The 23,439-nt window shown below is 57.7% G+C and carries 18 protein-coding genes, 1 tRNA gene, 2 pseudogenes and 1 riboswitch; of the genes and pseudogenes, 8 read left to right on the forward strand and 13 right to left on the reverse strand.

The features are described 5' to 3' along the window. Positions 1-48: 48 nt before the first annotated feature. Positions 49-1,263, reverse strand: coding sequence for an adenylate/guanylate cyclase domain-containing protein (locus tag QZ869_RS04655; RefSeq protein ID WP_296102784.1), 1,215 nt, complete (start codon positions 1,261-1,263; stop codon positions 49-51). 219 nt (positions 1,264-1,482) lie between these two features. Between QZ869_RS04655 and QZ869_RS04660 the strand changes: the two genes are divergently transcribed. After that, positions 1,483-2,793 carry a UDP-glucose/GDP-mannose dehydrogenase family protein gene (locus QZ869_RS04660; RefSeq protein ID WP_296096954.1) on the forward strand — a complete coding sequence of 437 codons (1,311 nt, stop codon included), beginning with the start codon at positions 1,483-1,485 and terminating at the stop codon, positions 2,791-2,793. Between the two features lie 19 nt (positions 2,794-2,812). Beyond that, positions 2,813-3,829, forward strand: a complete 1,017-nt coding sequence (locus QZ869_RS04665; RefSeq protein WP_296017824.1) for an NAD-dependent epimerase — start codon at positions 2,813-2,815, stop codon at positions 3,827-3,829. On the opposite strand, the gene QZ869_RS04670 is transcribed toward QZ869_RS04665, so the two are convergent. The 7 genes and pseudogenes from QZ869_RS04670 to QZ869_RS04700 form a co-directional block, all read right to left on the reverse strand. Continuing rightward, positions 3,826-4,137 carry a hypothetical protein gene (locus tag QZ869_RS04670; RefSeq protein WP_296017827.1) on the reverse strand — a complete coding sequence of 104 codons (312 nt, stop codon included), beginning with the start codon at positions 4,135-4,137 and terminating at the stop codon, positions 3,826-3,828. The genes QZ869_RS04665 and QZ869_RS04670 overlap by 4 nt on opposite strands. A 154-nt stretch (positions 4,138-4,291) precedes the next feature. Then, the gene (locus QZ869_RS04675) at positions 4,292-5,068 is read right to left on the reverse strand and encodes an ABC transporter ATP-binding protein (RefSeq protein ID WP_296102965.1); all 777 of its coding nucleotides are present in this window, start codon (positions 5,066-5,068) and stop codon (positions 4,292-4,294) included. Further along, the gene (locus tag QZ869_RS04680; RefSeq protein ID WP_296035752.1) at positions 5,065-6,084 is read right to left on the reverse strand and encodes an iron ABC transporter permease; all 1,020 of its coding nucleotides are present in this window, start codon (positions 6,082-6,084) and stop codon (positions 5,065-5,067) included. The genes QZ869_RS04675 and QZ869_RS04680 overlap by 4 nt, the downstream gene beginning before the upstream one ends. A gap of 4 nt (positions 6,085-6,088) precedes the next feature. Continuing rightward, a pseudogene (locus QZ869_RS04685) lies at positions 6,089-7,048 on the reverse strand (ABC transporter substrate-binding protein); the annotation flags it as partial. Positions 7,049-7,300: 252 nt separating this feature from the next. Continuing rightward, positions 7,301-7,523: riboswitch (cobalamin riboswitch) on the reverse strand. 135 nt (positions 7,524-7,658) lie between these two features. Next, a complete protein-coding gene (locus tag QZ869_RS04690; protein ID WP_296102790.1) occupies positions 7,659-9,998 on the reverse strand; it encodes a glucose/quinate/shikimate family membrane-bound PQQ-dependent dehydrogenase in 2,340 nt (779 codons plus the stop codon). Positions 9,999-10,100: 102 nt separating this feature from the next. Continuing rightward, entirely contained in the window at positions 10,101-11,063 is a 963-nt protein-coding gene (locus QZ869_RS04695) for an asparaginase domain-containing protein (RefSeq protein WP_296102792.1), read from the reverse strand. Next, positions 11,060-12,562 carry an amino acid permease gene (locus tag QZ869_RS04700; RefSeq protein ID WP_296102795.1) on the reverse strand — a complete coding sequence of 501 codons (1,503 nt, stop codon included), beginning with the start codon at positions 12,560-12,562 and terminating at the stop codon, positions 11,060-11,062. The genes QZ869_RS04695 and QZ869_RS04700 overlap by 4 nt, the downstream gene beginning before the upstream one ends. 219 nt (positions 12,563-12,781) lie before the next feature. Between QZ869_RS04700 and QZ869_RS04705 the strand changes: the two genes are divergently transcribed. Continuing rightward, complete coding sequence (locus tag QZ869_RS04705) at positions 12,782-14,212, forward strand: aspartate ammonia-lyase (protein ID WP_296102797.1); 1,431 nt, start codon at positions 12,782-12,784, stop codon at positions 14,210-14,212. Positions 14,213-14,348: 136 nt separating this feature from the next. Here QZ869_RS04705 and QZ869_RS04710 read toward each other — a convergent pair whose 3' ends face one another. After that, positions 14,349-15,056 (reverse strand): FadR/GntR family transcriptional regulator, encoded by a 708-nt coding sequence (locus QZ869_RS04710; protein ID WP_296084574.1) that lies wholly within the window; start codon positions 15,054-15,056, stop codon positions 14,349-14,351. Between the two features lie 155 nt (positions 15,057-15,211). Here QZ869_RS04710 and QZ869_RS04715 point away from each other — a divergent pair. Continuing rightward, positions 15,212-15,553 (forward strand): annotated as a pseudogene (locus QZ869_RS04715) (ANTAR domain-containing response regulator); the annotation flags it as partial. Between the two features lie 375 nt (positions 15,554-15,928). Here the strand turns inward: QZ869_RS04715 and QZ869_RS04720 are convergent. Both QZ869_RS04720 and QZ869_RS04725 read right to left on the reverse strand, forming a co-directional pair. Further along, positions 15,929-16,678: an SDR family NAD(P)-dependent oxidoreductase gene (locus tag QZ869_RS04720; protein WP_296017843.1), complete on the reverse strand. Its 750-nt coding sequence runs from the start codon at positions 16,676-16,678 to the stop codon at positions 15,929-15,931. A gap of 27 nt (positions 16,679-16,705) precedes the next feature. Further along, the gene (locus QZ869_RS04725; RefSeq protein WP_296102799.1) at positions 16,706-17,275 is read right to left on the reverse strand and encodes a nucleoside 2-deoxyribosyltransferase; all 570 of its coding nucleotides are present in this window, start codon (positions 17,273-17,275) and stop codon (positions 16,706-16,708) included. Positions 17,276-17,526: 251 nt separating this feature from the next. Here QZ869_RS04725 and QZ869_RS04730 point away from each other — a divergent pair, with 251 nt between their 5' ends. Continuing rightward, positions 17,527-18,153: a ribonuclease D gene (locus QZ869_RS04730; RefSeq protein ID WP_296017848.1), complete on the forward strand. Its 627-nt coding sequence runs from the start codon at positions 17,527-17,529 to the stop codon at positions 18,151-18,153. A gap of 228 nt (positions 18,154-18,381) precedes the next feature. Next, the gene (locus tag QZ869_RS04735) at positions 18,382-19,977 is read left to right on the forward strand and encodes a hypothetical protein (protein WP_296102801.1); all 1,596 of its coding nucleotides are present in this window, start codon (positions 18,382-18,384) and stop codon (positions 19,975-19,977) included. A gap of 118 nt (positions 19,978-20,095) precedes the next feature. On the opposite strand, the gene rpsA is transcribed toward QZ869_RS04735, so the two are convergent. Both rpsA and cmk read right to left on the reverse strand, forming a co-directional pair. Continuing rightward, positions 20,096-21,796 (reverse strand): 30S ribosomal protein S1, encoded by a 1,701-nt coding sequence (rpsA, locus tag QZ869_RS04740; protein WP_296017851.1) that lies wholly within the window; start codon positions 21,794-21,796, stop codon positions 20,096-20,098. Positions 21,797-21,963: 167 nt separating this feature from the next. Next, on the reverse strand, positions 21,964-22,596 hold the full coding sequence (cmk, locus tag QZ869_RS04745; RefSeq protein ID WP_296035776.1) for a (d)CMP kinase: 633 nt from the start codon (positions 22,594-22,596) through the stop codon (positions 21,964-21,966). A gap of 226 nt (positions 22,597-22,822) precedes the next feature. On the opposite strand from cmk, the gene QZ869_RS04750 reads away from it, so the two are divergent. Both QZ869_RS04750 and QZ869_RS04755 read left to right on the forward strand, forming a co-directional pair. Beyond that, the gene (locus QZ869_RS04750; RefSeq protein WP_296035780.1) at positions 22,823-23,209 is read left to right on the forward strand and encodes a TIGR02300 family protein; all 387 of its coding nucleotides are present in this window, start codon (positions 22,823-22,825) and stop codon (positions 23,207-23,209) included. A 152-nt stretch (positions 23,210-23,361) separates the two neighbouring features. Next, positions 23,362-23,437 (forward strand) — tRNA-Ala (locus QZ869_RS04755). The last annotated feature ends 2 nt before the right edge of the window (positions 23,438-23,439 follow it).

Genomic DNA, 23,439 nt, shown 5'->3' on the forward strand with positions numbered 1-23,439 from the left:
CATAAAAACGGTACCCTTTGCATTTCAGCAACGGTTGGTTGCTGTTCGTCACGCCAACTCGGGATCGATGGTGAACAGCTCATGTGCGCGCGCAAATCCGCGCAATGCATAGCGCCCGAGCGACACCATGAGCGCCTGCATCTCAACCGGAGAGGTCAAGACGAAGTCTCTCGACATGACTGTGTCGCGATCCACCGAAGCGCAGAGGCCTCCAATGCGGCTGACCATATTAACCGCCGGGCCGACAACGGTGAAATCCAGCCTGCTGCGGCTACCGATATTGCCGTAAAATACTTCGCCGACATGCAGCCCGAGATAGACATCCGTCGTCGGAAGGTCGTTCGACTGACGCTGATGGTTGAGGACTGAGAGACGTGTTCTCATCGTCATTTCGGCGGCAAGTGCCGCCGCGCAATCATCCTGGCGATGGCCGGTCTGAAAGATTGCTAGAACCCCGTCTCCGATCAGTTTGAGCACACTGCCGCCATGGGCATGGATCGCATCGATGACGAGGCCAGCGTAGTCGTTGAGAAAGGGAATGATCTGATCGGGCTTTGCACGGTCTGAGATGCCGGTGAAATCTCGCAAGTCGGAAAACCACAGCACGGCTTCTATCCTCTCCACCTCCCCTCTGGCGATTGTTCCACTCATGACTTTGCGGCCTGCATCATGGCCGAGATAAACATCTGTGATCGTGCCTATGATACGCATACAGCAGACCGTCTTGACAGCCAGCGCCAAGGTCGGCAGCAGCATGCGAAGCGCTGACAGTTCGTCATCATGAAAGCCTTCAGGCTGACGGGTCAGCCAGCGAGAATAGAATGCACTCATTTCTCCGATACTGCCACGCTCGGTAAACCGGTGAATGGAGGCTATATAATCGGTGTGACCGGCGTTGCGCAGTTCGTCGAGCTTGTAGAAACTCGCTTCCTCATTGAGGAACAACCGGCGCCTGACTTCCTCGGCATTCTCTTTCAGCAGATGAAAGAAGACGGAACTTTCCCAGTCCTCCCGGGCCGTACCCTCGTCGGTAAAATCGTACACGCTGGCGGAGTCGACATTATCGCGGCTGTCCCATTGGAAAGCGTGCCCTTCGAAATCCGGGTGCAAAGTGTCCATCAGGATCAGCGCCGAGGATATGGGGATGCCTGCCGCATTGCAGCGTTCGCAAAAGCCCGCCAGTAATTCTTCTTCCGGCGTTCCCTCATATCCCTGTCGAGACAGCCAGAACGCGATTTCCTGGAGAATGTGGTGTTCGGTCATGGCGGCCCCGCGGACAAAGTGTGATTGCAGCATCAACGCTTGAATGTCCTCAATGGTCGTTCGATCTCGTTGATTGACAGAATTTTTTTGAAATTATCGTCGAAAACTCTGTGCGCGCTTGGAGATGCGGCCGAAGGCGGATAGATAGCATCTTCAGAAACGATATCGAAATTGCACAAGGGTCGATCGCCTCGCGTCTGCGCCCCGAAAGGTTTTTCAATGCGTATTGTGATGATCGGCTCTGGCTACGTCGGCTTGGTTTCCGGCGCCTGCTTTGCGGATTTCGGCCATGACGTGATCTGCGTCGACAAGATGCCGGAAAAAATCGAGGCGCTGAAGAACGGCCATATCCCGATTTTCGAGCCCGGTCTGGATGTGATCGTTGCCAACAATGCCAAGGCCGGTCGCCTGAGTTTCACCACCGAACTGAAAAGCGCCGTTGCCGATGCGGACGTGGTCTTCATCGCCGTCGGCACCCCGTCACGTCGTGGCGATGGCCATGCCGATCTCGGTTATGTCTATGCCGCAGCCCGTGAAATCGCCGCGGCCCTGAGCGGCTTTACCGTTATCGTTACCAAGTCCACCGTGCCGGTCGGCACCGGCGACGAAGTGGAGCGGATCATCCGCGAGGAAAACCCGTCTGCGGATTTCGCGGTGGTTTCGAATCCGGAATTCCTGCGCGAAGGTGCCGCAATCGACGACTTCAAGCGTCCCGATCGCATCGTCGTCGGTCTTTCCGATGAGCGCGCGCGTCCGGTCATGACGGAGGTCTACCGTCCGCTCTACCTCAACCAGTCGCCGCTTCTTTTTACCACGCGACGCACCTCCGAACTGATCAAATATGCTGCCAACGCGTTTCTTGCGATGAAGATTACCTTCATCAACGAGATGGCCGATCTGTGCGAAAAGGTCGGGGCGGATGTTCAGGACGTGTCTCGCGGCATCGGCCTCGATGGCCGGATCGGCTCCAAGTTCCTTCATGCGGGACCCGGCTATGGCGGCTCTTGCTTTCCGAAGGATACGTTGGCGCTGGCCAAGACCGCGCAGGATTACGATAGCCCTGTCCGTCTGATTGAAACGACGATCGCCATCAACGACAATCGCAAGCGCGCCATGGGCCGCAAGGTGATCGCAGCCGTTGGCGGCGATATCCGCGGCAAGAAGGTCGGCGTGCTCGGTTTGACTTTCAAGCCCAACACTGACGACATGCGCGACAGTCCCGCGATTGCCGTCATCCAGACGCTGCAGGATGCAGGCGCGAAAGTGACGGCCTACGACCCGGAAGGTATGGCGAACGCCAAGCCTCTGATCGACGGCATCGATTATGCGCAAGGCCCATACGAAGCGGCACAGGATGCCGAGGCATTGGTGATCGTCACCGAATGGAACCAATTTCGCGCACTCGACATGGCGCGGTTAAAGAACATCATGAAAAGCCCGATCCTTATAGACCTGCGCAACATCTACCGCGCCGACGAAGTGATGGCGCACGGCTTTTCCTATTCGAGCATTGGACGCTCGCAAGCATAATGGAAGGTCCTACGTCAGCATGCGTTATCTGATCACCGGCACGGCCGGTTTCATCGGCTTTCATCTTGCAAAGAGATTGCTGGATGATGGGCATTTCGTCGTCGGCTTCGATGGCATGACGAAGTATTACGACGTGGCGCTCAAGGAAAAAAGGCACGCGATCCTCGCGCGCTCGAACGGCTTCAAGGCTTCCATCGGCATGTTGGAAGATACCGACGCGTTGAACCGTGCAGCCGATCTTGCCGAACCGGAAGTGATCATCCACCTCGCCGCGCAGGCAGGTGTGCGTTACAGCATCGACTGCCCCAAGGATTATGTAAACTCGAACCTTATCGGCTCCTGGAATATTCTGGAGCTGGCAAAAAATCTCCAGCCGAAGCATCTGATGCTCGCCTCCACCTCCTCCATCTACGGATCGAACGAGAAGGTGCCCTTTGCCGAGAGCGACAAAGCCGACGAGCCGATGACGATCTATGCTGCGACCAAAAAGTCCATGGAGTTGATGGCGCATAGCTACGCGCATCTACACAAGGTGCCGACAACGGCCTTCCGCTTTTTCACCGTCTACGGCCCCTTCGGTCGTCCGGACATGGCACTCTTCAAGTTCGTCGATGCGATCCTCAAAGGCCAGCCGATCGATATTTACGGCGAAGGCAAGATGAGCCGCGACTTCACCTATATCGACGATCTGGTCGAAGGGATCATCCGCCTCAGCCACATTGCGCCTGCGGAAGATAACCGCGTTTCCGACGACGGCGTGACCGATACCTTGTCGAAACACGCACCCTTTCGTGTCGTCAACATCGGCGGTGGGCAACCTGTGGAACTGATGCGTTTCGTCGAAACTGTCGAGACGGTTCTTGGCCAAAAGGCCATCCGCAACATGCTGCCGATGCAGCAGGGTGATGTACCGCGCACCTATGCGTCGCCCGACCTCCTGCGCGCGCTGACGGGCTATTCTCCGGAAACGCCCGTCGAAACGGGCGTCCAGCATTTCGTCGATTGGTATCGCAGTTTTCGCGTTGGAGCGGCTTAAGCCTCCGTCTCCTCGCCATTGCGACCCTGCAAAAGACCGACAACAGCCGCGCAGTTCGTGTCGCTTGTGTCCAGCAACTGCACCGGCGATGTCCAGCCAAAGGTAAAGCCGACCACGGTGGCGACCGCCCATGCCGGGTCTTCACCGGCCCGGTTCAGCAGTTTCGGGCCTTGGCTCGCAACACATTGCTGCGATTGCTGGATGATCTCGGTCGAGGCATTTGCACGTTCGAGTTGTTCGCGCATCTCCGCTTGAAGCGGATCTACGACGAAAAGCGTAATGAACCATGCGGCGATATCGGAAAGCATAAGCAAGCCTCTGAAGCCTCGGCGTCGTGTCGGAAACGGTCCGACATCGTGAAAGCGCCGAGACTCTCACCAGAGGGGCCCGGACCAGCGGGTTACCCAACATGTAGGATGACGCCATCCTCCTTCAAGAATAGCAGATCAAAAAAGCGTAGGTTTACGTCGCTAGAAGCGATGGCGCACGATACCGGATGTGACATCCATCCGCACCATTAAGCTCGACATCGACCAGGACTCCGAAGACATCGAGGATGAGAGCCGGCGTCAGCACATGGCAGGGTTTTCCCATCGCGACAAGCGTCCCCGCCTTCAGCACTGCTACCCTGTCGCAGAACATCGCCGCGTGATTAAGATCATGCAAAGCGGCTGCAACAGTCAGCTTCTGTTTGCGAACGAGATGTAGGAGCGCGATCTGATGGCCGATATCGAGGTGGTTTGTCGGCTCGTCCAAAAGCAGGATCTTCGGCTCCTGGGCCAAGGCTCGGGCGATATGCAGGCGTTGCCGCTCTCCCCCGGAAAGCGTGTGCCACATGCGCTTGCTAAAGCCCTCCATATCCACGTCCCGGAGCGCCCTATCGACGATCTCATCATCGTGACGAGACCATGGAGACAAAGCACCCTTGTGCGGAATGCGACCAAGCTCCACGGCCTGGCGGGCGTTGATGCGTTCCTGTGTTTCAGCCTGCTGCTCGACTAGAGCGATCCGGCGCGCCACATCTCGACGCTGGAGGAGAGACATCGACATGCCATCCAGTAAGACGTCGCCGGACCGCGGTTTTCTCAGGCCAGAGAGCATCGCCATGAGGCTGGTCTTGCCCGAACCGTTTGGGCCGACAATGCCGAGGAACTCGCCGGCATGAAGATCAAGACTGATATCCTCGACGATCTCCACGCCGCCGATCGACCAGCTCAAATTACGCGCCGAAAGCATTATGCGAGCCTCCTGCGTTGAGAAAGGATCAGCGCAAAGGCTGGAGCGCCGAACAGCGCGGTGATTACGCCGATCGGCAGGACCTGTCCTGCAATGATGGTGCGCGAGACAATGTCGGCAGCGATCATGAAGATAGCACCGATCAACGCGGAAGCCGGAAGCAGACGACCGTGGCGAACACCGACGACCAGACGCGCCGCGTGGGGTATGACAAGACCGATGAAGCCAATCGAGCCGACGATGCTGACCATTACGGCCGTCATCAAGGCAGACGTGCCTGTCAAGACGACATAGACGCGGCGCACGGGAATGCCGAGGGAGCCAGCCGATTCCGCTCCAAAGGTAAAGGCGTCCAATGCCCGCGCATGCCAGAGGCAGACGACAAGCCCGAAGATGGCGATGGGAAGCGCAAGCGAGACATCCGCCCAGCGAACGCCGGAAAGGTTGCCGAGCAGCCAGAACATGATTCCGCGAGCCTGTTCGGCATTCGCGGCCTTGGTGACGATGAAGGAGGTCAGCGCGTTGAAAAGTTGCGACCCGGCGACGCCGGCCAGGATGATTGCGCTGTTACCGCGCCCTGCCCTCAGCGCCAGGAGGCTCACAAGTGCGAATGCGACGAGCGCTCCGAGAAAGGCACCGAGCGGCATGGTGAGCAAGCCTGCACCAAAGCCGAGTATCGCAACACCGACGGCGCCTGTCGATGCCCCGGCGGAGATACCAAGAATGTATGGATCCGCCAGAGGATTGCGCAGGAGCGATTGCAGCACGACGCCCGAAACGGAAAGAGCTGCCCCACAACAGGCGGCGACCACGGCGCGGCTCAGGCGATAGTTCCAGATGATCCCTTCATCGATCGCATCCAATGGATAGCCAGCGTGCCAAAGACGATTGGCCACCGCCTTGGCGACAACCTCCATCGGCATGGAGGTTTCGCCGATTGAGGCTCCGAGCCACAGCGCCGCCAGAAGACACGCAGCTGCAATGATGGCAGCGCGGACATACAGCAAGGGACCGGGCATCCGTTTACTTCGCCAAGCCGAGTTGACCGATCTGGTCAGCCAGCACCTCAATCCCTTCGATCGTGCGGATCGTCGGGTTCATCGCCTGAGCGTCCATGACGACGATACGGTTATCCTTCACGGACGGCATGAGGCTCGTGACAGGATCTTGCTTCAGGAACTTCTCTTTTACGGCAATGTCGTCTGCCGGGTAGCGGCGGCGGTCCATGCTCGCGGCAACGATGATGGTCGGATTGGACTTGGCAATGGTCTCCCAGCCAACAGTTGGCCATTCTTCCTGGCTCTCGATGACATTTCTGATGCCAAGCGCCGACATGATATAGCCAGGCGCACCGTTCTTGCCCGCGACGTAGGGATCGATATCGCCTTCGGCGCTGGAGAACCAGAATACAGCAGATACCTTTCCGTTGGCGGAAACGATCTTCTTGCGCGCCGTCTCTTCGCGGCTTTTCAACTCGGCAATCAGTGCGTCGCCGCGATCCTTCACGTTGAAGATCTGCGAGAGTTCTCCGATTTCCTGGTAGATCTGCTCCATGGTGAAGACCGAGTGCCTGACGCCATCTCCGCCGCCAGCATTATCCTTGCCCGTGCAATCTGCAGGCGAGACGTAGACCGGAATGCCCAGTTCTTCGAACTGTTCGGGCTTGCCGACGACGCCCTCGGGGCCGACATGCCATTGGAATTGCGCGGTAACGAGATCGGGCTTTTTGCCAAGAACGCTTTCGAAACTCGGATCGTTATCGGCCAGACGCTCCACCTTGTCATTTGCCTCCTCATAGCCCTTGATCACCGGGCCAACCCAGACGGCAGTGCCGACAACCTTGTCTGCAAGCCCCAGACGATAGAGTATCTCCGTCGAACTCTGCCCTAAAGACACCGTGCGCTTGGGAGCATGGGTGAAGGTGACGTCCCTGCCGCAATTTTTCAACGTCAGTGGATAGCTGGTTTCCGCAGCCTCCGTTGCATTCGGCAAAAGAGATATAGCGGCAAGAACTGCGCCAAGAAATGCGCCTGTGAAATGAAGTGTCATGGTCCGATGGTCCCCGAAATCGTTGACGCTGCCCACACGCAAACGCCGTTATTGAGTGAAACACTCATTCGCCAACCACAGCCGTGGGACGATCGGAAACCGGGAAATAGACAGACGGATGTAAGCGCTGTTTGGCGCAGATAACAATCATGGCGTTTCCTCTCCAGGGCATCCCCGCCCGTGACTTTGGAATGAACAGACGACGGCAGGTCTCCTGGCTCACGGATGATCGTCTTGCCTGCCTTCCCACGATGAGATCGCAGTGGCCTGACGCAGGTGAATGCGCCACGAGTGCTCGACAATCCGCTTACAGTTGCGGGGGCAGCCACGGCATTGGAGACATCTCCGCACCGCGTTCCCTATTATTCCTCGCAATCTCTCGCTTGGAACCGTCGCAGGCAGATAGAACTATTTCCAGATATCCGTCAAGCGAATGTATGTAATATTATTACGTTTTAGTGCGATGGGATTTTGTCCACTCGAAATACAAAATGGCCGGAAACGGGTTTCCGGCCATCGAAGCGCTTCAAGTGAATGTCGCTGTTTATGGCAGCGTATAGGCGATGACATAGTCGCCGGGCTTGGTACCAACCGACCCATGACCGCCGGCAACCATGACGACATATTGCTTGCCGTCCTCAAGAGCGTAGGTCATGGGCGTCGCTTGCCCACCTGCCGGCAGCCGTGCCTCCCAAAGCTGCTTGCCGCTGGTTAGATCATAGGCACGCAGATAATTGTCGACGGCCGCACCGAGGAAAGCAACCCCGCCCTTGGTGATCATCGGGCCGCCGATACCCGGCACGCCGACCTTGAATGGAAGCGGCAGCGGTGTCATGTCGTAGACGGTGCCGTTCTTGTGCTTGTAGGCGATCTTGCCGGTTCTGAGATCCGCACCGGCGACGTAGCCCCATGGCGGAGCCTGACAGGGTATACCGATCGGGCTCAGGAATGGACCCATCAAGACCGCGTAGGGCGCGCCGTCATTGCGGTTCAGCCCCTGCTCGCTGCCTTTCTCATCCTGAGCCTTGGGCGGGACTTGATCGCGCGGAACAAGCTGTGAGGTGAAGGCTAGATAGGTCGGCATTCCGAACATGATCTGTCGCTCGGGATCGACAGCGACGCTACCCCAGTTAAAGGTACCAAAATTACCTGGATAGATGAGCGAGCCCTTCAGCGATGGCGGCGTGTAGCGACCTTCATAATTCAGCTCATGGAACTTGATGCGGCAGGCGAGCTGGTCGAACAGCGACACACCCCACATGTTCTTTTCTTGTAATGGCTCCGGCTTGAAAGAGAGCGCCGAAGTAGGCTGCGTCGGTGAGGAGAAATCTTCCGGGATCGCACCGCCAGGTGCCGGCTCTTCGGTCACCGGCAAGATCGGCTCGCCGGTGCGCCGGTCCAACACATAGATATCGCCCTGCTTCGTCGGTCCGACCAGCGCTGGGACGGACTGCCCATCGGGCTTGGTGATGTCGAGCAGGACTGGCTGCGCCGGCACATCCATGTCCCAGAGATCATGATGCACCGTCTGACGGACCCAGCGGTCCTGTCCAGTGTTCACATCAAGGGCCACGATAGAGGACGAGTACTTTTCTACACTCTCGCTCCGACCCATTCCGAGCTGGTCAGGAACCTGATTTCCCAGAGGGATGTAGACGAGCCCAAGCGCTTCATCGACGCTGAATACGGACCAGCTGTTGGGAGAGTTGGTCGTATAGGTCTGACCCGGCGGAAGCGGTTGGGTCTGGGTAGGGTTTCCGGAGTCCCAATTCCAAAGCAACTCGCCGCTGTTGACGTCGAACGCACGAATGACGCCGGACTGCTCTTTGGTCGAATAGTTATCGTTGACCGCACCACCGATGATGATCTTGTTACCTGCAATAGCCGGCGGCGAAGTTGAATAGTAATAGCCGGCCGGATCGTACTTCATGCCAGCTTCGAGATGTAGAACACCATTGTCGGCGAAGGACGTGCAGATCCTGCCGCTTTCGGCATCCAGCGCGATCAGACGCGCATCGGATGTCGGCAGATAAACGCGAGCAGAGCATTCGGCGCCTGCCTGCGCGGCAGTATCGGCATAATAGGTTACACCGCGGCAGGTCTGGTGTTGGCGATCAGGATTCAAGCCCACGTTCGGATCGTATTTCCATTTTTCCTTGCCGGTTGCCGCATCGATGGCGATAGCCCAATTGTGTGGCGTGCAAAGGAAAAGGGTCTTGCCAACCTTGAGGGGCGTGACCTGATAGGTCGTTTCACCAACGTCGTCCGGCAATTTAACGTCGCCCGTCTGATACCGCCAAGCCTCCTTCAGATCGCCAACATTGGCAGTTGTGATCTGTGTCAGCGGCGAATAGCGCTGGCCGTATGATGTGCGGCCATACTGGTGCCACTCGTTGTCCGGAACCGTATTCCCATAGGAGGGCGCGCTGTTGACGACCTCGGTCGGCAGGTTGCCCTCCTGGTCGTGGGGATCCTGCGTCATCGATACGGCGGCGACACCCATGGAGATGATCACGGCTGCCAGCAGCGGTACGGCGTTGGCGCCATACCGGATGCCTGTCGGGCTTACAAAGCCGAGCGGCTTGCGGATCCAGGGCATGAGCAACCAGATGCCGATCACGATGATCAAACCGCCACGCGGGCCAAGCTGCCACCAGTCGAGACCGACTTCCCATACTGCCCAACCGAGCGTCGCAAGTACAAAGAGCGCATAGAAGTGGAGCGCCGCCTTGTTTCGTTTGAAAAGAAGGATCGCCGTGATCACGAAGGAAAGTCCGGCGAGCGCGTAATAGACGCTGCCGCCAAGCATCACGAGTTGAGATCCAAAACCGAAGAGCGCCAGACCCATAAGAGTCAGAGCGACAGCAGTGACAGTAACCGCCATGAAAAGTCCCCTGTTAATCTCCCTGCATGCTTAACAGGGTGGGACAGGTTCGGTTCCACGCCGGACACATTTTTGCCACTTCTGTGTTACCCGGCGTGATTTTCAACCGCGAAAGTCGTTGAAAGCACGCACCATTTCCTCGCGGCTGGCCGATGATGCAAGCAGGCTGGCGAGCAGAATTCGCGCCTGACCGGGCCTTAAGGTGGTCGAATGAAGCGCCCCAACATTGCCCATGTCATGACCTCCACCGCCACCACCGTAACCTGCCAAAAGTTGTCCGACGGGCACGCGGCTGGACACCACGACCGGAACGTTTCTTTCGCTACAGCGTCGCACGGCCTCTACAATGCGGGGATTAGCGTTGCCCGAGCCAAGCGCGGATAGGACGATGCCTCTCGCGCCTGCATTGAGGCTAGCCTCGATATGGATTGCATCGCAACCGGGATGGATGGCGACGATATCGACGCGGATGGCATCGATGGGCACCGAGAGACGGGGACTTTGAGAATGGATCGCGGGCCCTGCAAGATCGAAAGCATCCGCATCGTCTGCCGAGCGCTTGTAAAGCCCCCACACGGGAAGAAGCTTTCCGCCGAAGGAGAGCAGCACGCCCTTGTCGATATTGGAGGCGTCTTTAGAAGCAGCAATCGCAGCCCGCAAATTTGCTGGGCCGTCGGATTGCGGATGGTCGGCGGTAAATTGCGCACCGGTGAAAACAACCGGTTTGCTCAAGCTGTGCTGCAGATGCACCAGCAAGGAGGTTTCTTCCATGGCATCCGTGCCATGCAGCACCACAACGCCGCGCACCGACGGGTCGGCAAGCTCTTTTGCCACAGCATCGCTGATGGCCTGCATATCGGAAATCGTAAGGCTGGACGAATCCTTCGCCATCAACTCAACGGGTTTTACGGCGACCGTATCGCCCGCAAGACCGGAGAGAAGATTTTCACCCGAGAGCGATGGCTTTGCAGCACCAGTCTCATCACGCTCGCTTGCGATAGTTCCGCCGGTGGCGATGACCGCCACCAGCCCATTACTATTATCGGCCCAAACGCCCACGCTCACCGCTGGCTCCGTGAGCCAGCGTCACGCAACTGCTGTGCCTTCGACAATTCCTGAATACGGCCACGCATCAAATACCATCCCCCCACCAAGGTCGGTGCGATGACGATAAGAGAGCCGACGGTATATGTGCCCGCGGGGTAATCGAATGCCATCAGCACCAGAACGCCAAACAGGAAGACAAGTGTCAAGATGCCCGTGTAAGGCGCGCCAAACATGCTGAAATCCGGACGCTGCATCTTCCCCTGCCGGGACAGATGCCACAGCTTGAGTTGGCATAACACGATGACACCCCAGGCGCAAATGATGCCAAGGGCTGCAAGATTGAGCGCGATTTCAAATGCTTCCGAAGGAACGATGGCGTTGAGAATGACGCCAAGCACGGTGACGACCGCTGTGACTGCGATCCCGCCATAGGGCACGCCTGCTTTGTTCATCTTTGCAAGTGCTGCCGGTGCTGAACCGGAAACTGCCATAGAATGCAGGATCCGGCCCGTCGAATACAAGCCGGCATTCAGCGACGACAGAACCGCTGTCAGAACCACCAGGTTCATGACGATATCCGCACCTTCTACTCCGATCGAACCGAAGAAGGTTACGAAGGGGCTCTCGCCTGCCTTATAGGCCGTGTAGGGCAACAGAAGCGTGAGGAGCAGAACGGAACCAACATAAAAAACCAGCAGGCGGAAAACCACAGTACGGATTGCCTTTGGCATCACCTTGCGCGGATCTTCCGTCTCACCAGCCGTCGTGCCGATGAGTTCGATCGAGGCATAGGCGAAAAGCACGCCCTGGATGATGACGAAGGCTGGCAGAATACCATTGGGGAAGAACCCGCCATTGTCGGTAATGAGACTGAAGCCCGTGACATGTCCCTCGATCGGCGTACCGAAGACAACGAAGTACACGCCGACGATGAGGAAGGTGAAAAGCGCCAGGACCTTAATGAGGCTAAACCAGAATTCGAGTTCGCCGAACACTTTGACCGATAGCATATTCATGCCGAGCACGATGATGAGCGCGCCGAGCGCAAAGACCCATTGGTCGATGCCCTGCATCCAAGGCACATATTGCTTGAAGAAATTCATGTAGAGGGCGACGGCGGTCACATCGGCAACCGAAGTCATCGCCCAGTTCATCCAGTACATCCAGCCCACCGCAAAGGCCATCTTCTCGCCGTAGAACTCCCGCGCATAGGAAACGAAGGAGCCAGATGTGGGGCGGTGCATGATCAATTCGCCGAGTGCTCTGAGTACCAGAAAGGCGAAAAAGCCACAAATCGCATACACGAAAATGAGAGCGGGACCGGCGATTGCAAGACGTCCGCCTGCTCCAAGAAACAGGCCCGTGCCGATTGCGCCACCAATGGCGATCATCTGAATCTGACGTGGCTTGAGTGCTTTGTGATAGCCGAAATCCTCCTGGATCTCGACCTTGCGCTCATGGTTTGCTTGAGTGACCTTATCCACTGGTGTCGCTCCTCCCTCAGAGCTGTCGTCCATAGATTTTGATGAAATACCCGTTCTGCCGCTGCGCGCCAACGCCTCTGTGAGATCGAACCTCGAAAATGACAGCCTTTCTGTAAGGCTGCATGACAGATTCACCTCCCATAATTCTCCGTTGCAACGCCGTCAACCCTCTCCCCTTGCATTGACCTAGCCTAAGGAGAGCGTTAAACCAAGTAAAATCTGTCTAGCAGCTTTACAGATTATGGGATCGACATGGAGGATGATATGATCACGATGCGTCAGGAGCGCGATCTTTTAGGCACGAAAGACATTCCAGCCGACGCCTATTGGGGCGTGCATACATCGCGCGCCGCAGAAAACTTTCAGATAAGCGGAACAACGATCAGCCGGTATCCCTACCTCATTCGCGGCCTGACTTTCGTGAAGGAGGCGGCGGCGCTGGCAAACCATGAACTGGGCCTTCTGGATAGCGAGCGGCTGGATGCAATTACGAAAGCATGCCGTGAAATCCGCGACGGCGCACTTCATGATCAGTTCATTGTCGATGTCATCCAGGGCGGAGCCGGAACCTCCACCAACATGAACGCTAACGAAGTGATCGCCAACCGCGCTCTCGAAACTCTGGGCTCGGAAAAAGGCGATTACAATCGTCTCCATCCAAACGACCACGTCAATCTCAGCCAGTCTACCAATGACGCCTATCCGACGGCCATCAATATTGCCTTGATCGAGTCGATCGACGAGCTGGCAGCCTCCATGCTCGTTCTCCAGCAAGCCTTCGATGCGAAGGCCCGCGAGTTCGAAGGCGTTCTGAAGGTCGGGCGAACACAGTTGCAGGACGCGGTGCCTATGACGCTCGGCCAGGAGTTCCGGACCTTTGCTGTGATGCTCGGCGAGGATCGCGCACGCTTGATTGAATCCGCGGCACTGCTTCATGAAATCAACCTCGGCGCCACGGCAATCGGCACTGGCCTCAACGCACCGGCAGGTTACGCCACGATTGCATGCAAACATCTGGTGCGTCTGACTGGACGGCCGCTTGTGACTGCGAGCGATCTGATCGAAGCCACGCAAGATCCAGGCGCCTTCGTCCATCTATCCGGCGTCTTGAAGCGGGTGGCCGTCAAGCTCTCCAAGACCTGCAACGATCTGCGGCTCCTTTCCTCCGGGCCTCGTGCGGGTATCGGCGAAATCAACCTTCCTCCGGTTCAGGCCGGATCAAGTATCATGCCCGGCAAGGTCAACCCTGTCATCCCGGAGCTCGTCAACCAGGTCGCTTTCGTGGTGATCGGCAACGACATAACGGTGACAATGGCAGCCGAAGGAGGTCAGCTTCAATTGAACGCCTTCGAACCGGTGATCGTGCGAGCGCTTTGCGAAAGCATTGCGCAACTCGGCGCCGCCTGCCGGACGCTGGCCGAACGCTGCGTTGTCGGCATCACCGCCAATGTCGAGATCATGGCGCGCCGATTGGAGGAATCGATTGGCATTGCCACGGCGCTGAACCCGTTGATCGGCTATTACGCCGCAACCGAGGTGGCACGCGAAGCGCTCGCAAGCGGGCGAACCGTGCCGCAGGTGGTGCTGGAAAAGGGTTACATGAGCGCCGAGCAGTTGATCGAGGCGTTGCGACCTGAGCTACTTGCCAATATCGCAGCACCGATCGTGCGGCCCGCCGTCTAACGGAAGCCAGAGCTACACGCGATAAATCGAAGAGCCAAGTTGCAAAAGCTAATCTGAAAAATCGCGACCTTCCGCCAGCCAGGCAAAACAGGCCGGAGGACGAGGACAGTCCTCCAGCACGATTCCAACACCAGTCCTACCTGGCATCCTCGCCCATGATCGAGGTCACGGCCTGCTTCACTTTGCTAAGATGTGTTTCCATCGCCTGACGCGCGCTGTCTTCCGAGCCCGCCTCGATCGCTTCGGCAATCTTGCGATGCTCGATATTCGATGCGACGCGGCGATGTGCCATGAGGTTGAGAAGTCCCGATTGCTGGCTGACCGAATCGCGCGCATCCGCGATGACCTTTGCAAACAGGGAATTACCGGATGCCTCTGCGATGGCGCTGTGGAACTCGCAGTCAAGAAGCACCCATTTGGGCAGATCTTCCTGCTGATCCATTTCCGAGCAGAGCTTCATCATTCGCGCGACCTCATCGTCCGTTCGACGAAGTGCAGCCCAGCCTGCAGCAGGAACCTCGATGAAGGGACGGGCCTCCATCAGATCCCGCGCCGAATAGCCGCCGTAACGCAACTCGTGCCGGGGTGAATCGGTCAAAACAAATGTTCCGCTTCCGGTACGCGTCTGCGTCATGCCAAGTGTCTGCAGCGAACGAAGCGCTTCGCGCACGATAGGGCGGCTGACGCCATAGCGCCCCGCAAGATGCGTTTCCGACGGCAGGCGCGTGCCGACCGTCAGCCGGCCCGACACGATGGCCGACCGCAAATCCTCGAACACCGATTCAGCCGCATTCTTGCGATTGACCGGGTTCGCCTCGTAAATCCATTCAGCCCCTGCACTCATGAGAGTAACCTTTCCAAACATCAGATATTTGTCAAGAACCGCGGCTGGGCCGGAATGACCAAGGCCAAATAAACCTGTGCTCAACGGCATTTGCCCAAAATTTAGTCGTGATGAAAAAGATTTCCAATTTTGTTTCGCTGCGTCATTGATGCCGCATGACACTTCGAGACCTGACCAGTCTTGTGATCGATGAAAACGCCATCCGCGCCTCGATTACCGAGGAGGGACTGCGCGAAGCAGGCCATATGCGCGTCACCGTCATTCACGAGGTCAACGGCGTTGCCCGTACCATCGAGACGCTACAGCCGGACGTCATCGTCATCGATCTTGAAAATCCCAACAGCGGTATGATGGAGCATCTGTTCCAACTGACGCGCACCGTCAGCCGGTCGATTGCCATGTTCGTTGACCGATCGGATACGGCATCCATCGAGCCTGTCGTAGAAGCTGGCATCTCCGTCTATATCGTCTATGGGCTGAAGAAAGAGCGCGTCAAGCGTGCCGAGATGGAGTATGGCAGCCGAAGCCTGACTACCGGCAAGGCTGCGACCACGCATCAAAAGATGGTCGCGCTCTAAGCTGTCGGCAGAGAAGAATGTCAGAAGTGTATCTGAAAAAGAAAAAGCCTGCCGCGGGAGGAGGTGCGGCAGGCTTTGAACTTGATTGGCAATTGGGAGGAGGAGTATCGCCAATCCACATCGAAAGACGCTGGGAGGAGGAGTGCGTCGTTCGATGATCAATATATACTCTTGTCCTCTCGGACTGAAAAGCGCGACGCTCGCAGGGCAGCAATGCAAGCATTGCATAACTGATATTGCTGTGACTTTTTTTTGATCACTACCGCCTCGCGCCCTGACCTCTTGACGAATAGGTCAGGCGTCGCGGTGAACCTGGAACCCCGCGAAAGACTGGTTTACCGGCATCAACTCGATGCTGTTGATGTTGATATGCTTCGGCTGTGACACCACCCAATGAATGGTGTTGGCGATATCTTCCGGCAGGATCGGATTGACGCCCTTGTAGAGCGTGTCGGACGCCTGCTGGTTGCCGCCGGTGCGCACCAGGGTGAACTCGGTCTCGCACATCCCAGGCTCGATCGACGTAACGCGCACGCCCTTGCCATGCAAGTCCGAGCGAAGGCCAAGCGAAAACTGGCGCAGGAACGCCTTGGTGCCAGCGTAAACATTGCCGCCGGCATATGGCCAGCTTGCGGCGACCGATGAGAGGTTTACGACGATGCCGCGACGCTCGATCAACGTCGGCAACAGGTGGTGGGTGATGTTCAACAGCCCGGTGATATTGGTGTTGACCATCGTGTGCCAGTCCTGAAGCGGCACTTGCGGCGCAGCGGCCGTCCCGAGAGCGAGGCCGGCATTGTTGACCAGCACATCGATTGCGGCAAACTCTTGCGGCAGATCTACGAAAGCCGAGCGCATCGCGCCCTCATCGGTGATGTCGAATGCCAGGCCATGGAAGGACGATCCGAGTTCGTCTTTCAGAGCTTGAAGGCGCTCGGCGCGACGGCCTGTACCGATCACCTTCCAACCCTCGTTCGCGAAAAGACGCGCGGTGGAAAGGCCGAAGCCGGAGGTCGCGCCGGTGATGAGGATAGTGGCTGTCATATCTGCTCTCCGCTTGATGCAGTTGTTTTAACGAAGCTTCGCCGCAGCAAGCTTCAGGCACTCTTTGAATGCCGTCAAATCGGTGTAGAGTTCGTCAGGCGTCGCGTCTCCGACGATTACGCCGCCGCCGCGGCGCAGGATCGAGCCATGCAGCATGAGATTGTCGATCATGTCGAAATTCTCCACCGAAAGCCCGTCTGGCCCTCTGTAACGCCCGTCATCGGCCAGTTCCACCGCGCCAGCATAATGATCGTGGATGCGATTAAAATGGTTCTTCGCCATGTTCGTATAGGCAAACACTGGCTTACCGAGAGCACACATGAAGCCGAGTTCGAAGCTCGTGCCAACATCGGCGGCGATCCCCCGAAAAGGCGTCAGATTGGCAATGATAGCGTCGGCCTCCAGCATCATATGCTCATCGATGGCGTTGATGTTGCAGCCGTGGCCTGTCTTGGTATCTGCCGGTGGAATTTCGAGGTCGCCAGGAGATAGGGGCGTGAAGCCAGCTTCGCGAGCGAGCTTCGCCTTAGCATCCAGCATTTCGCGAGCATTGGAGAGAAAGACCTCAGGTCCGGCGAGGTAGATTTTCTTGGTCATGGATGAAGAGATTTCGTGATTGGCAGGAGTATGGCAGCAACCTAGACCGCGACCGGCTGATGAGGCAAGAGCTTCAAGGCCGAAAGCAGTATCGCCAGCAACCACGATGCGCTATAGAGCGCCGTGCATCCTCTGGACGCGCAAAGGATGCTTTGTATTCTTCAAGTCTACGCCTAGGTTCGAAAATCGGGTTCGGTTTTTTGGGCCGATGCTGTAGCCGAAACCGTAAAGCGCGTAATTCGGAGTACCAAATGGCTGCCAAGATCCGTTATCACGAAGGCGATATTTCTGCGAGCGATGCCGCGCGCTATACAGGCGCAATCGCTGTCGATACGGAAACGCTTGGGCTGGTTCCGCGCCGCGACAGGCTTTGTGTCGTGCAGCTTTCGCCAGGTGACGGCACGGCGGACGTGGTGCGCATCGCGGCGGGACAAAAAGAGGCACCAAACCTCGTCGCCATGCTGGAGGATCCAAGCCGCGAGAAGATTTTCCATTATGGGCGCTTCGATATAGCCGTCCTGTTCTACACGTTCAGCGTGACGACGACGCCCGTCTTCTGCACCAAAATAGCCTCAAGGCTTTGCCGCACCTATACGGACCGGCACGGGTTGAAGGACAATCTGAAAGAGATGCTGGAGATCGACATCTCCAAGGCACAGCAATCGTCAGACTGGGCAGCTGAAACACTCTCCCCAGCGCAGCTCGAATATGCCGCATCCGACGTTCTTCACCTGCATGCACTGCGCGATAAGCTCACCCACCGGCTGATACGCGACGGACGCTACGATCACGCCACAGCGTGCTTCGCCTTTCTGCCTACGCGCGCCAAGCTTGACCTTCTCGGTTGGGACGATACCGACATCTTCGCCCATAGCTGAAGACGTCGATGAGTGCCGGGGCCCGCACTTATGGTTAGCGGTCGATTAATATTTTGCCGTCATGATTGGTCGTAGTGATTCCCTTCGCTTGCCTTGATGCGGTCGACTGAGGAGATCATATCCTGGCGGTGCGGATGAGGAGCAAGGGCTCGCGCGCACCCTTGAGCATCAAAGCTGCGACGCGATGACAGCGGATCAACGCGCTTCGGACAGAAGAAAGAGCGTGCCATGCTGCCGCCTGTCAGTGCCGTCACAGCAGGAGAGCTTTCCCCGCAGACCCCGGGGCAAAAGCCGGATGCGGTCGCGTCGCCGGCCAACCAGCCGACCACCCCACAAGCCATCTCCGACACCTCTCCTAATATCCCCGTCGTCGCTGCCCGCGCAATCTCCGGGGAAGCCGAGCTTCACCGCACCGGAACCGTGCTCGCAGAAGTTCTGGGTTCGCTTCTGGGAATGGAGCGTCTGGAAGGAGAAGACGCAGGAGCCTATGTGAACCGTCTCACCTCGGCCCTTCAATCTCTGCCGATAGCGCAGAGAGCGACACTCGAACAGCAACTGGGAACGCTGCTGAAGGGCATGACCATTGCGCTAATGCTCGACATTCTGAAGAACAACGCAGGGCCGAATGCTGCCAGGTTGGCCGCGATGCTGGAACTTGCCCGTGTCGGCCAGTCTGAGGACGGCGTGAAGGTGGCGCTGCCGCCCTATCTTCAGGATCTCCTCCCGGACAGCCCTTCCCTTAGTCTTCGACCGGTCAACGGGCCGCCGCCCGCAACACTTCTATCTCGACTGCCACTCCCCGTTGGTGAAAACGATTCTCTGACACGTAAACCCGCGACCATCTCTCCGGCGCCGCCTGCAGAACAGGCGGACGTCCAGCCAGCGTCAAACACCGCTTCGCCCGCAACGCAGGCTTTTGCGAAAGCGACCACGCAGACACCGCTCCCCTCTCAAATAACCGCTCAGAACGCGGACGCTCCACTCAGCACGCCTCAAGCGTTGCCTCCTGAACAGTGCGCTCAGTCTTCTCCGCAGCCCGCACCATCAAGCAAGGCCGGTCTATTGACCTTGCCTCCGCAGAGCGCAGACGTGCCGATGATCACGCAGGATGGTGCTGCGGATCATGCCCCGCTTACCCCGTTCCTGAAGACAGATGCCGCGACGATTGCGAGGCAGTTCCGCGGCGCGAGCCCACAGGACATGGAGACATTGTTGCTGGCCGTGCTGCTCGGCAGACTGCCCGAGCGCGCCGATCCGCTGCCAAGCACATTTTCCGCGCCGCCTATCGTGCCGCATGAAGAAACCTCGGATGCTGAGGCTCCGAAGACGCAGCAATTCCTGACGTCTGGGCAGACGCAAGGCCATTCAACTGGCGCTGCAAATGAAGAGAGCCCGGCAGCGATGCTTCGCCCGGAAGCGCGGGCCGCTGCGAGCGCCTTAGCTACAGCCGACGGAAAGAGCCTCGCCTTCGAGCAGGCCGCGCTCCAATCCGCGGTTGCCTCGCTGATTACCAAGCCGGGCACACCGCTTCCTTTCGTCAACTACCCGATCGAGGAGCAGAAGCGCGACGAGGACGCACCGCCCCGCGGTCGCTGGCCTTCCTCTGATGGTGAGGGCGAAGGAGGGGCTGAAGAAGAGGCTGGGCAGAACCATCCGGACCAGAACGACGCACAGCAGAATCATCCAGACGAGCCACTCGAAGAGGAAGAGCGCGTCGCCGCCAATGATGAGCCGGTCGATCATTCGGTTTCCGAAGGTGCGCGAGAAGATGGCCGGGTGGGTGATGCTGAGTCTTATTACTTGCGAATGGGCAACTTCACCTAACCTACCGTCCCGTGTGTCCACGAGACCGCGAACTTACACGAATCCCAGGTCTGAAAAACAACAACAAAAAACCCGCCGGATCGCTCCGGCGGGCTCTTCATGTCTCATAGGCTGACGATTACTCGCCGCGGTTCTTCAGAGCCGCGCCAAGGATATCGCCGAGCGAAGCGCCGGAGTCGGACGAACCGAACTGAGCGACGGCTTCCTTCTCTTCTGCGATTTCCAGAGCCTTGATCGAAAGCATGACCTTGCGATCCTTCTTGGAGAAGTTGACGACGCGGGCGTCGAGAACCTGACCAACCGAGAAACGCTCCGGACGCTGATCGTCACGATCGCGTGCCAGGTCGTTGCGGCGGATGAAGGAGGTGATGTCTTCGTGGTTGACGAGCTTCACTTCGATGCCGCCTTCGTTAACGCCGATAACTTCAGCGGAAACGACAGCGTTCTTGCGCAGTTCGCCAGACGTTGCGGCTTCACCCACAGCGTCCTTGCCGAGCTGCTTGATACCGAGAGAGATACGCTCCTTCTCGACGTCAACGTCCAGAACGACAGCCTTGACGACATCGCCCTTGTTGAACTCTTCGATGACCTGCTCGCCCGGACGGTTCCAGTCGAGATCCGACAGGTGAACCATGCCGTCGACATCGCCTTCGAGGCCAATGAACAGGCCGAATTCGGTCTTGTTCTTGACTTCGCCTTCGACTTCAGTGCCGGCCGGATGGCTGTAGGCAAATGCCTGCCATGGATTTTCCAGCGTCTGCTTGAGGCCAAGCGAGATACGGCGCTTGGACGGATCGACTTCGAGAACGACAACGTCGACTTCCTGGCTCGTGGACAGGATCTTGCCGGGATGTACGTTCTTCTTGGTCCAAGACATTTCGGAAATGTGGATCAGGCCTTCGATGCCCGGCTCCAGCTCGACGAATGCACCGTAGTCGGTGATGTTCGTGACCGTACCGGAGATCTTCTTGCCAACCGGGTACTTGGCGGAGATGCCATCCCACGGATCGGACTCGAGCTGCTTCATGCCGAGCGAGATACGGTGGGTTTCCTGGTTGATGCGGATGATCTGAACCTTGACCTGCTGGCCAATGTTGAGGATTTCCGAAGGATGGTTGACGCGGCGCCATGCCATGTCGGTGACGTGCAGCAGGCCGTCGATGCCGCCGAGGTCAACGAACGCACCGTAATCGGTGATGTTCTTGACGACGCCGTCAACAACCTGGCCTTCTTCGAGGTTCTGAACGATTTCAGAACGCTGCTCGGCGCGGGACTCTTCGAGAACCGTACGGCGCGAAACGACGATGTTGCCGCGACGCTTGTCCATCTTGAGGATTTCGAAGGGCTGCGGGTTGTGCATCAGAGGCGTTACGTCGCGGATCGGACGAATGTCGACCTGCGAACGCGGAAGGAAGGCAACAGCGCCGTCGAGATCGACCGTGAAGCCGCCCTTGACCTGGTTGAAGATAACGCCTTCAACGCGCTCGCCAGCTTCGAACTTGGCTTCGAGCTTGACCCAGCTCTCTTCGCGGCGAGCCTTCTCGCGCGACAGAACGGCTTCGCCCAGAGCGTTTTCGATGCGCTCGACATAAACTTCGACTTCGTCGCCGACTTTCAGCGTGCCGTCCTTGGACTTGGCACCGAATTCCTTGAGCGGAACGCGGCCTTCGACCTTGAGGCCAACGTCAACAATCGCGACATCCTTTTCGATGGCCGTTACGATGCCCTTGGCAACATAGCCTTCGGCCAGGTCGTTGGAAGCAAAGGACTCTTCGAGCAGGGCTGCGAAATCGTCGCGCGTGGGGGTAGCTACAGACATTAAATCTCCTGAAGTGTCCGATTATTACAGGACACACAAGCGCCGGGGGTTTGCGTTGATCATTCCCAAAATCCATGACCGCCTTGTCGTGCAAGGCTTTCCGGCGCAGGGCATGCTTTCGGGACATTCCAGAACGGAAATCGGACATGCCGATTCCCGTACAATTCTTATTTCTTCATCGCGGCATCGATAATCGCCTTTGCCGCTTGAAACGCCGCCTCTATACTCATTTCCGACGTATCAAGCAAGTGCGCGTCTTGCGCTGGTTTCAAAGGACTATCAGCCCGGCCCATATCCCGCTCGTCACGTTTCTTCACATCTGCGAAAATCGCCTCGTAATCGGCAGCACCGCCGCTCGCGACAATCTCGTCATAACGACGTCTTGCCCTGATTTCGGGAGAAGCCGTCACATAAAGCTTCACCGGCGCATCCGGGCAGACGACGGTGCCTATATCGCGTCCGTCCAGTACCGTACCCGGCTCGCGCAGCGAAAATGCGCGCTGCGCCGTTACCAGTGCGCGCCGCACGGCGGGCATGACCGCAATCTTCGAGGCCGCCTCCCCTACCTCATGGCGTGACAGAACAGAGCGGTCTAGCCCGGCCAGATCGAGATGGAGCGCGGTCTCTTCCGCAATCGCTTCGTCATCTAGAGGCTTGCCGGCATCGAGCAGCGCCTTGGCCGTGGCGCGATAGGTCAGGCCTGTGTCGAGGTGATGAAAGCCGTAAACCTCGGCAATCTTGCGCGAAAGCGTACCCTTGCCTGCCGCTGCCGGGCCATCGATGGCGATCGTAAAAGTCATGGGGGTAAACTCTCGAATGGACGTTTGCCTAAGGCGCGGGCTTTATCATAAAGAATGGGAGCATTCACCCCGCAAGCAGCCGAAAACTTCCACCCTCGCAATCCCATGCAGTTTATCTTTGACAGGCACCACGCCAAGGATTAAGGGGACCGGCTATAAATTTACCGTCTACTGCCGAATTCACGGCGTTAAGACCGAACTCATTCAAAAATTCGAGGCTTTGACAGTGGCAAAAGCGGAACTTGGAACCAAGCGCACCGACCCGGATACCGGCAAGAAATTCTACGACCTGAACCGCGATCCGGTTGTCTCCCCTTACACCGGCAAGTCCTGGCCGCTTTCCTTCTTCGAGGAAACGACGGCGCAAGCCAAGATGGAACAGGCTGAGGAAGACGACGTTCAAGAAGTCGATACCGAAAGCACGGACGTCGAACTCGTCTCGCTGGAAGACGCCGATGGCGACAACAACAACGACGAAGTTCCCGATGATATCGGCGATGACGATGTCGAGCTGGACGATGACGATGACACCTTCCTCGAAGCCGATGAAGATGACGACGATGACGACGTCTCCGGCATTATCGGTGTCGGCGGCGACGACGAAGAAGCCTGATTTTCCAAAGTTTTTTCGCCCGGTTACAAAAAAATGTCACCGGGCGAATTTTTCGGCTTGCCATCTTCATTCATGAGAAGTATCAAGCCGCCACCGAACGGAAACAACCGCTTCGGTTCCCGGAACCGGATCAATCAGGCCGGAACCCTTATGGGGCTATAGCTCAGCTGGGAGAGCGCTTGCATGGCATGCAAGAGGTCAGCGGTTCGATCCCGCTTAGCTCCACCAAA

Origin of the sequence: uncultured Agrobacterium sp. (assembly GCF_913777885.1) — a bacterium.
Classification (GTDB): domain Bacteria; phylum Pseudomonadota; class Alphaproteobacteria; order Rhizobiales; family Rhizobiaceae; genus Agrobacterium.

Coding starts and splice junctions, on each gene's coding strand:
- QZ869_RS04655 (WP_296102784.1), bottom strand. CDS start 1,263: ATGACCGAACACCACATTCTCCAGGAAATCGCGTTCTGGCTGTCTCGA.
- QZ869_RS04660 (WP_296096954.1), top strand. CDS start 1,483: ATGCGTATTGTGATGATCGGCTCTGGCTACGTCGGCTTGGTTTCCGGC.
- QZ869_RS04665 (WP_296017824.1), top strand. CDS start 2,813: ATGCGTTATCTGATCACCGGCACGGCCGGTTTCATCGGCTTTCATCTT.
- QZ869_RS04670 (WP_296017827.1), bottom strand. CDS start 4,137: ATGCTTTCCGATATCGCCGCATGGTTCATTACGCTTTTCGTCGTAGAT.
- QZ869_RS04680 (WP_296035752.1), bottom strand. CDS start 6,084: ATGCCCGGTCCCTTGCTGTATGTCCGCGCTGCCATCATTGCAGCTGCG.
- QZ869_RS04690 (WP_296102790.1), bottom strand. CDS start 9,998: ATGGCGGTTACTGTCACTGCTGTCGCTCTGACTCTTATGGGTCTGGCG.
- QZ869_RS04700 (WP_296102795.1), bottom strand. CDS start 12,562: ATGGACGACAGCTCTGAGGGAGGAGCGACACCAGTGGATAAGGTCACT.
- QZ869_RS04705 (WP_296102797.1), top strand. CDS start 12,782: ATGGAGGATGATATGATCACGATGCGTCAGGAGCGCGATCTTTTAGGC.
- QZ869_RS04710 (WP_296084574.1), bottom strand. CDS start 15,056: ATGAGTGCAGGGGCTGAATGGATTTACGAGGCGAACCCGGTCAATCGC.
- QZ869_RS04720 (WP_296017843.1), bottom strand. CDS start 16,678: ATGACAGCCACTATCCTCATCACCGGCGCGACCTCCGGCTTCGGCCTT.
- QZ869_RS04725 (WP_296102799.1), bottom strand. CDS start 17,275: ATGACCAAGAAAATCTACCTCGCCGGACCTGAGGTCTTTCTCTCCAAT.
- QZ869_RS04730 (WP_296017848.1), top strand. CDS start 17,527: ATGGCTGCCAAGATCCGTTATCACGAAGGCGATATTTCTGCGAGCGAT.
- QZ869_RS04735 (WP_296102801.1), top strand. CDS start 18,382: ATGCTGCCGCCTGTCAGTGCCGTCACAGCAGGAGAGCTTTCCCCGCAG.
- rpsA (WP_296017851.1), bottom strand. CDS start 21,796: ATGTCTGTAGCTACCCCCACGCGCGACGATTTCGCAGCCCTGCTCGAA.
- cmk (WP_296035776.1), bottom strand. CDS start 22,596: ATGACTTTTACGATCGCCATCGATGGCCCGGCAGCGGCAGGCAAGGGT.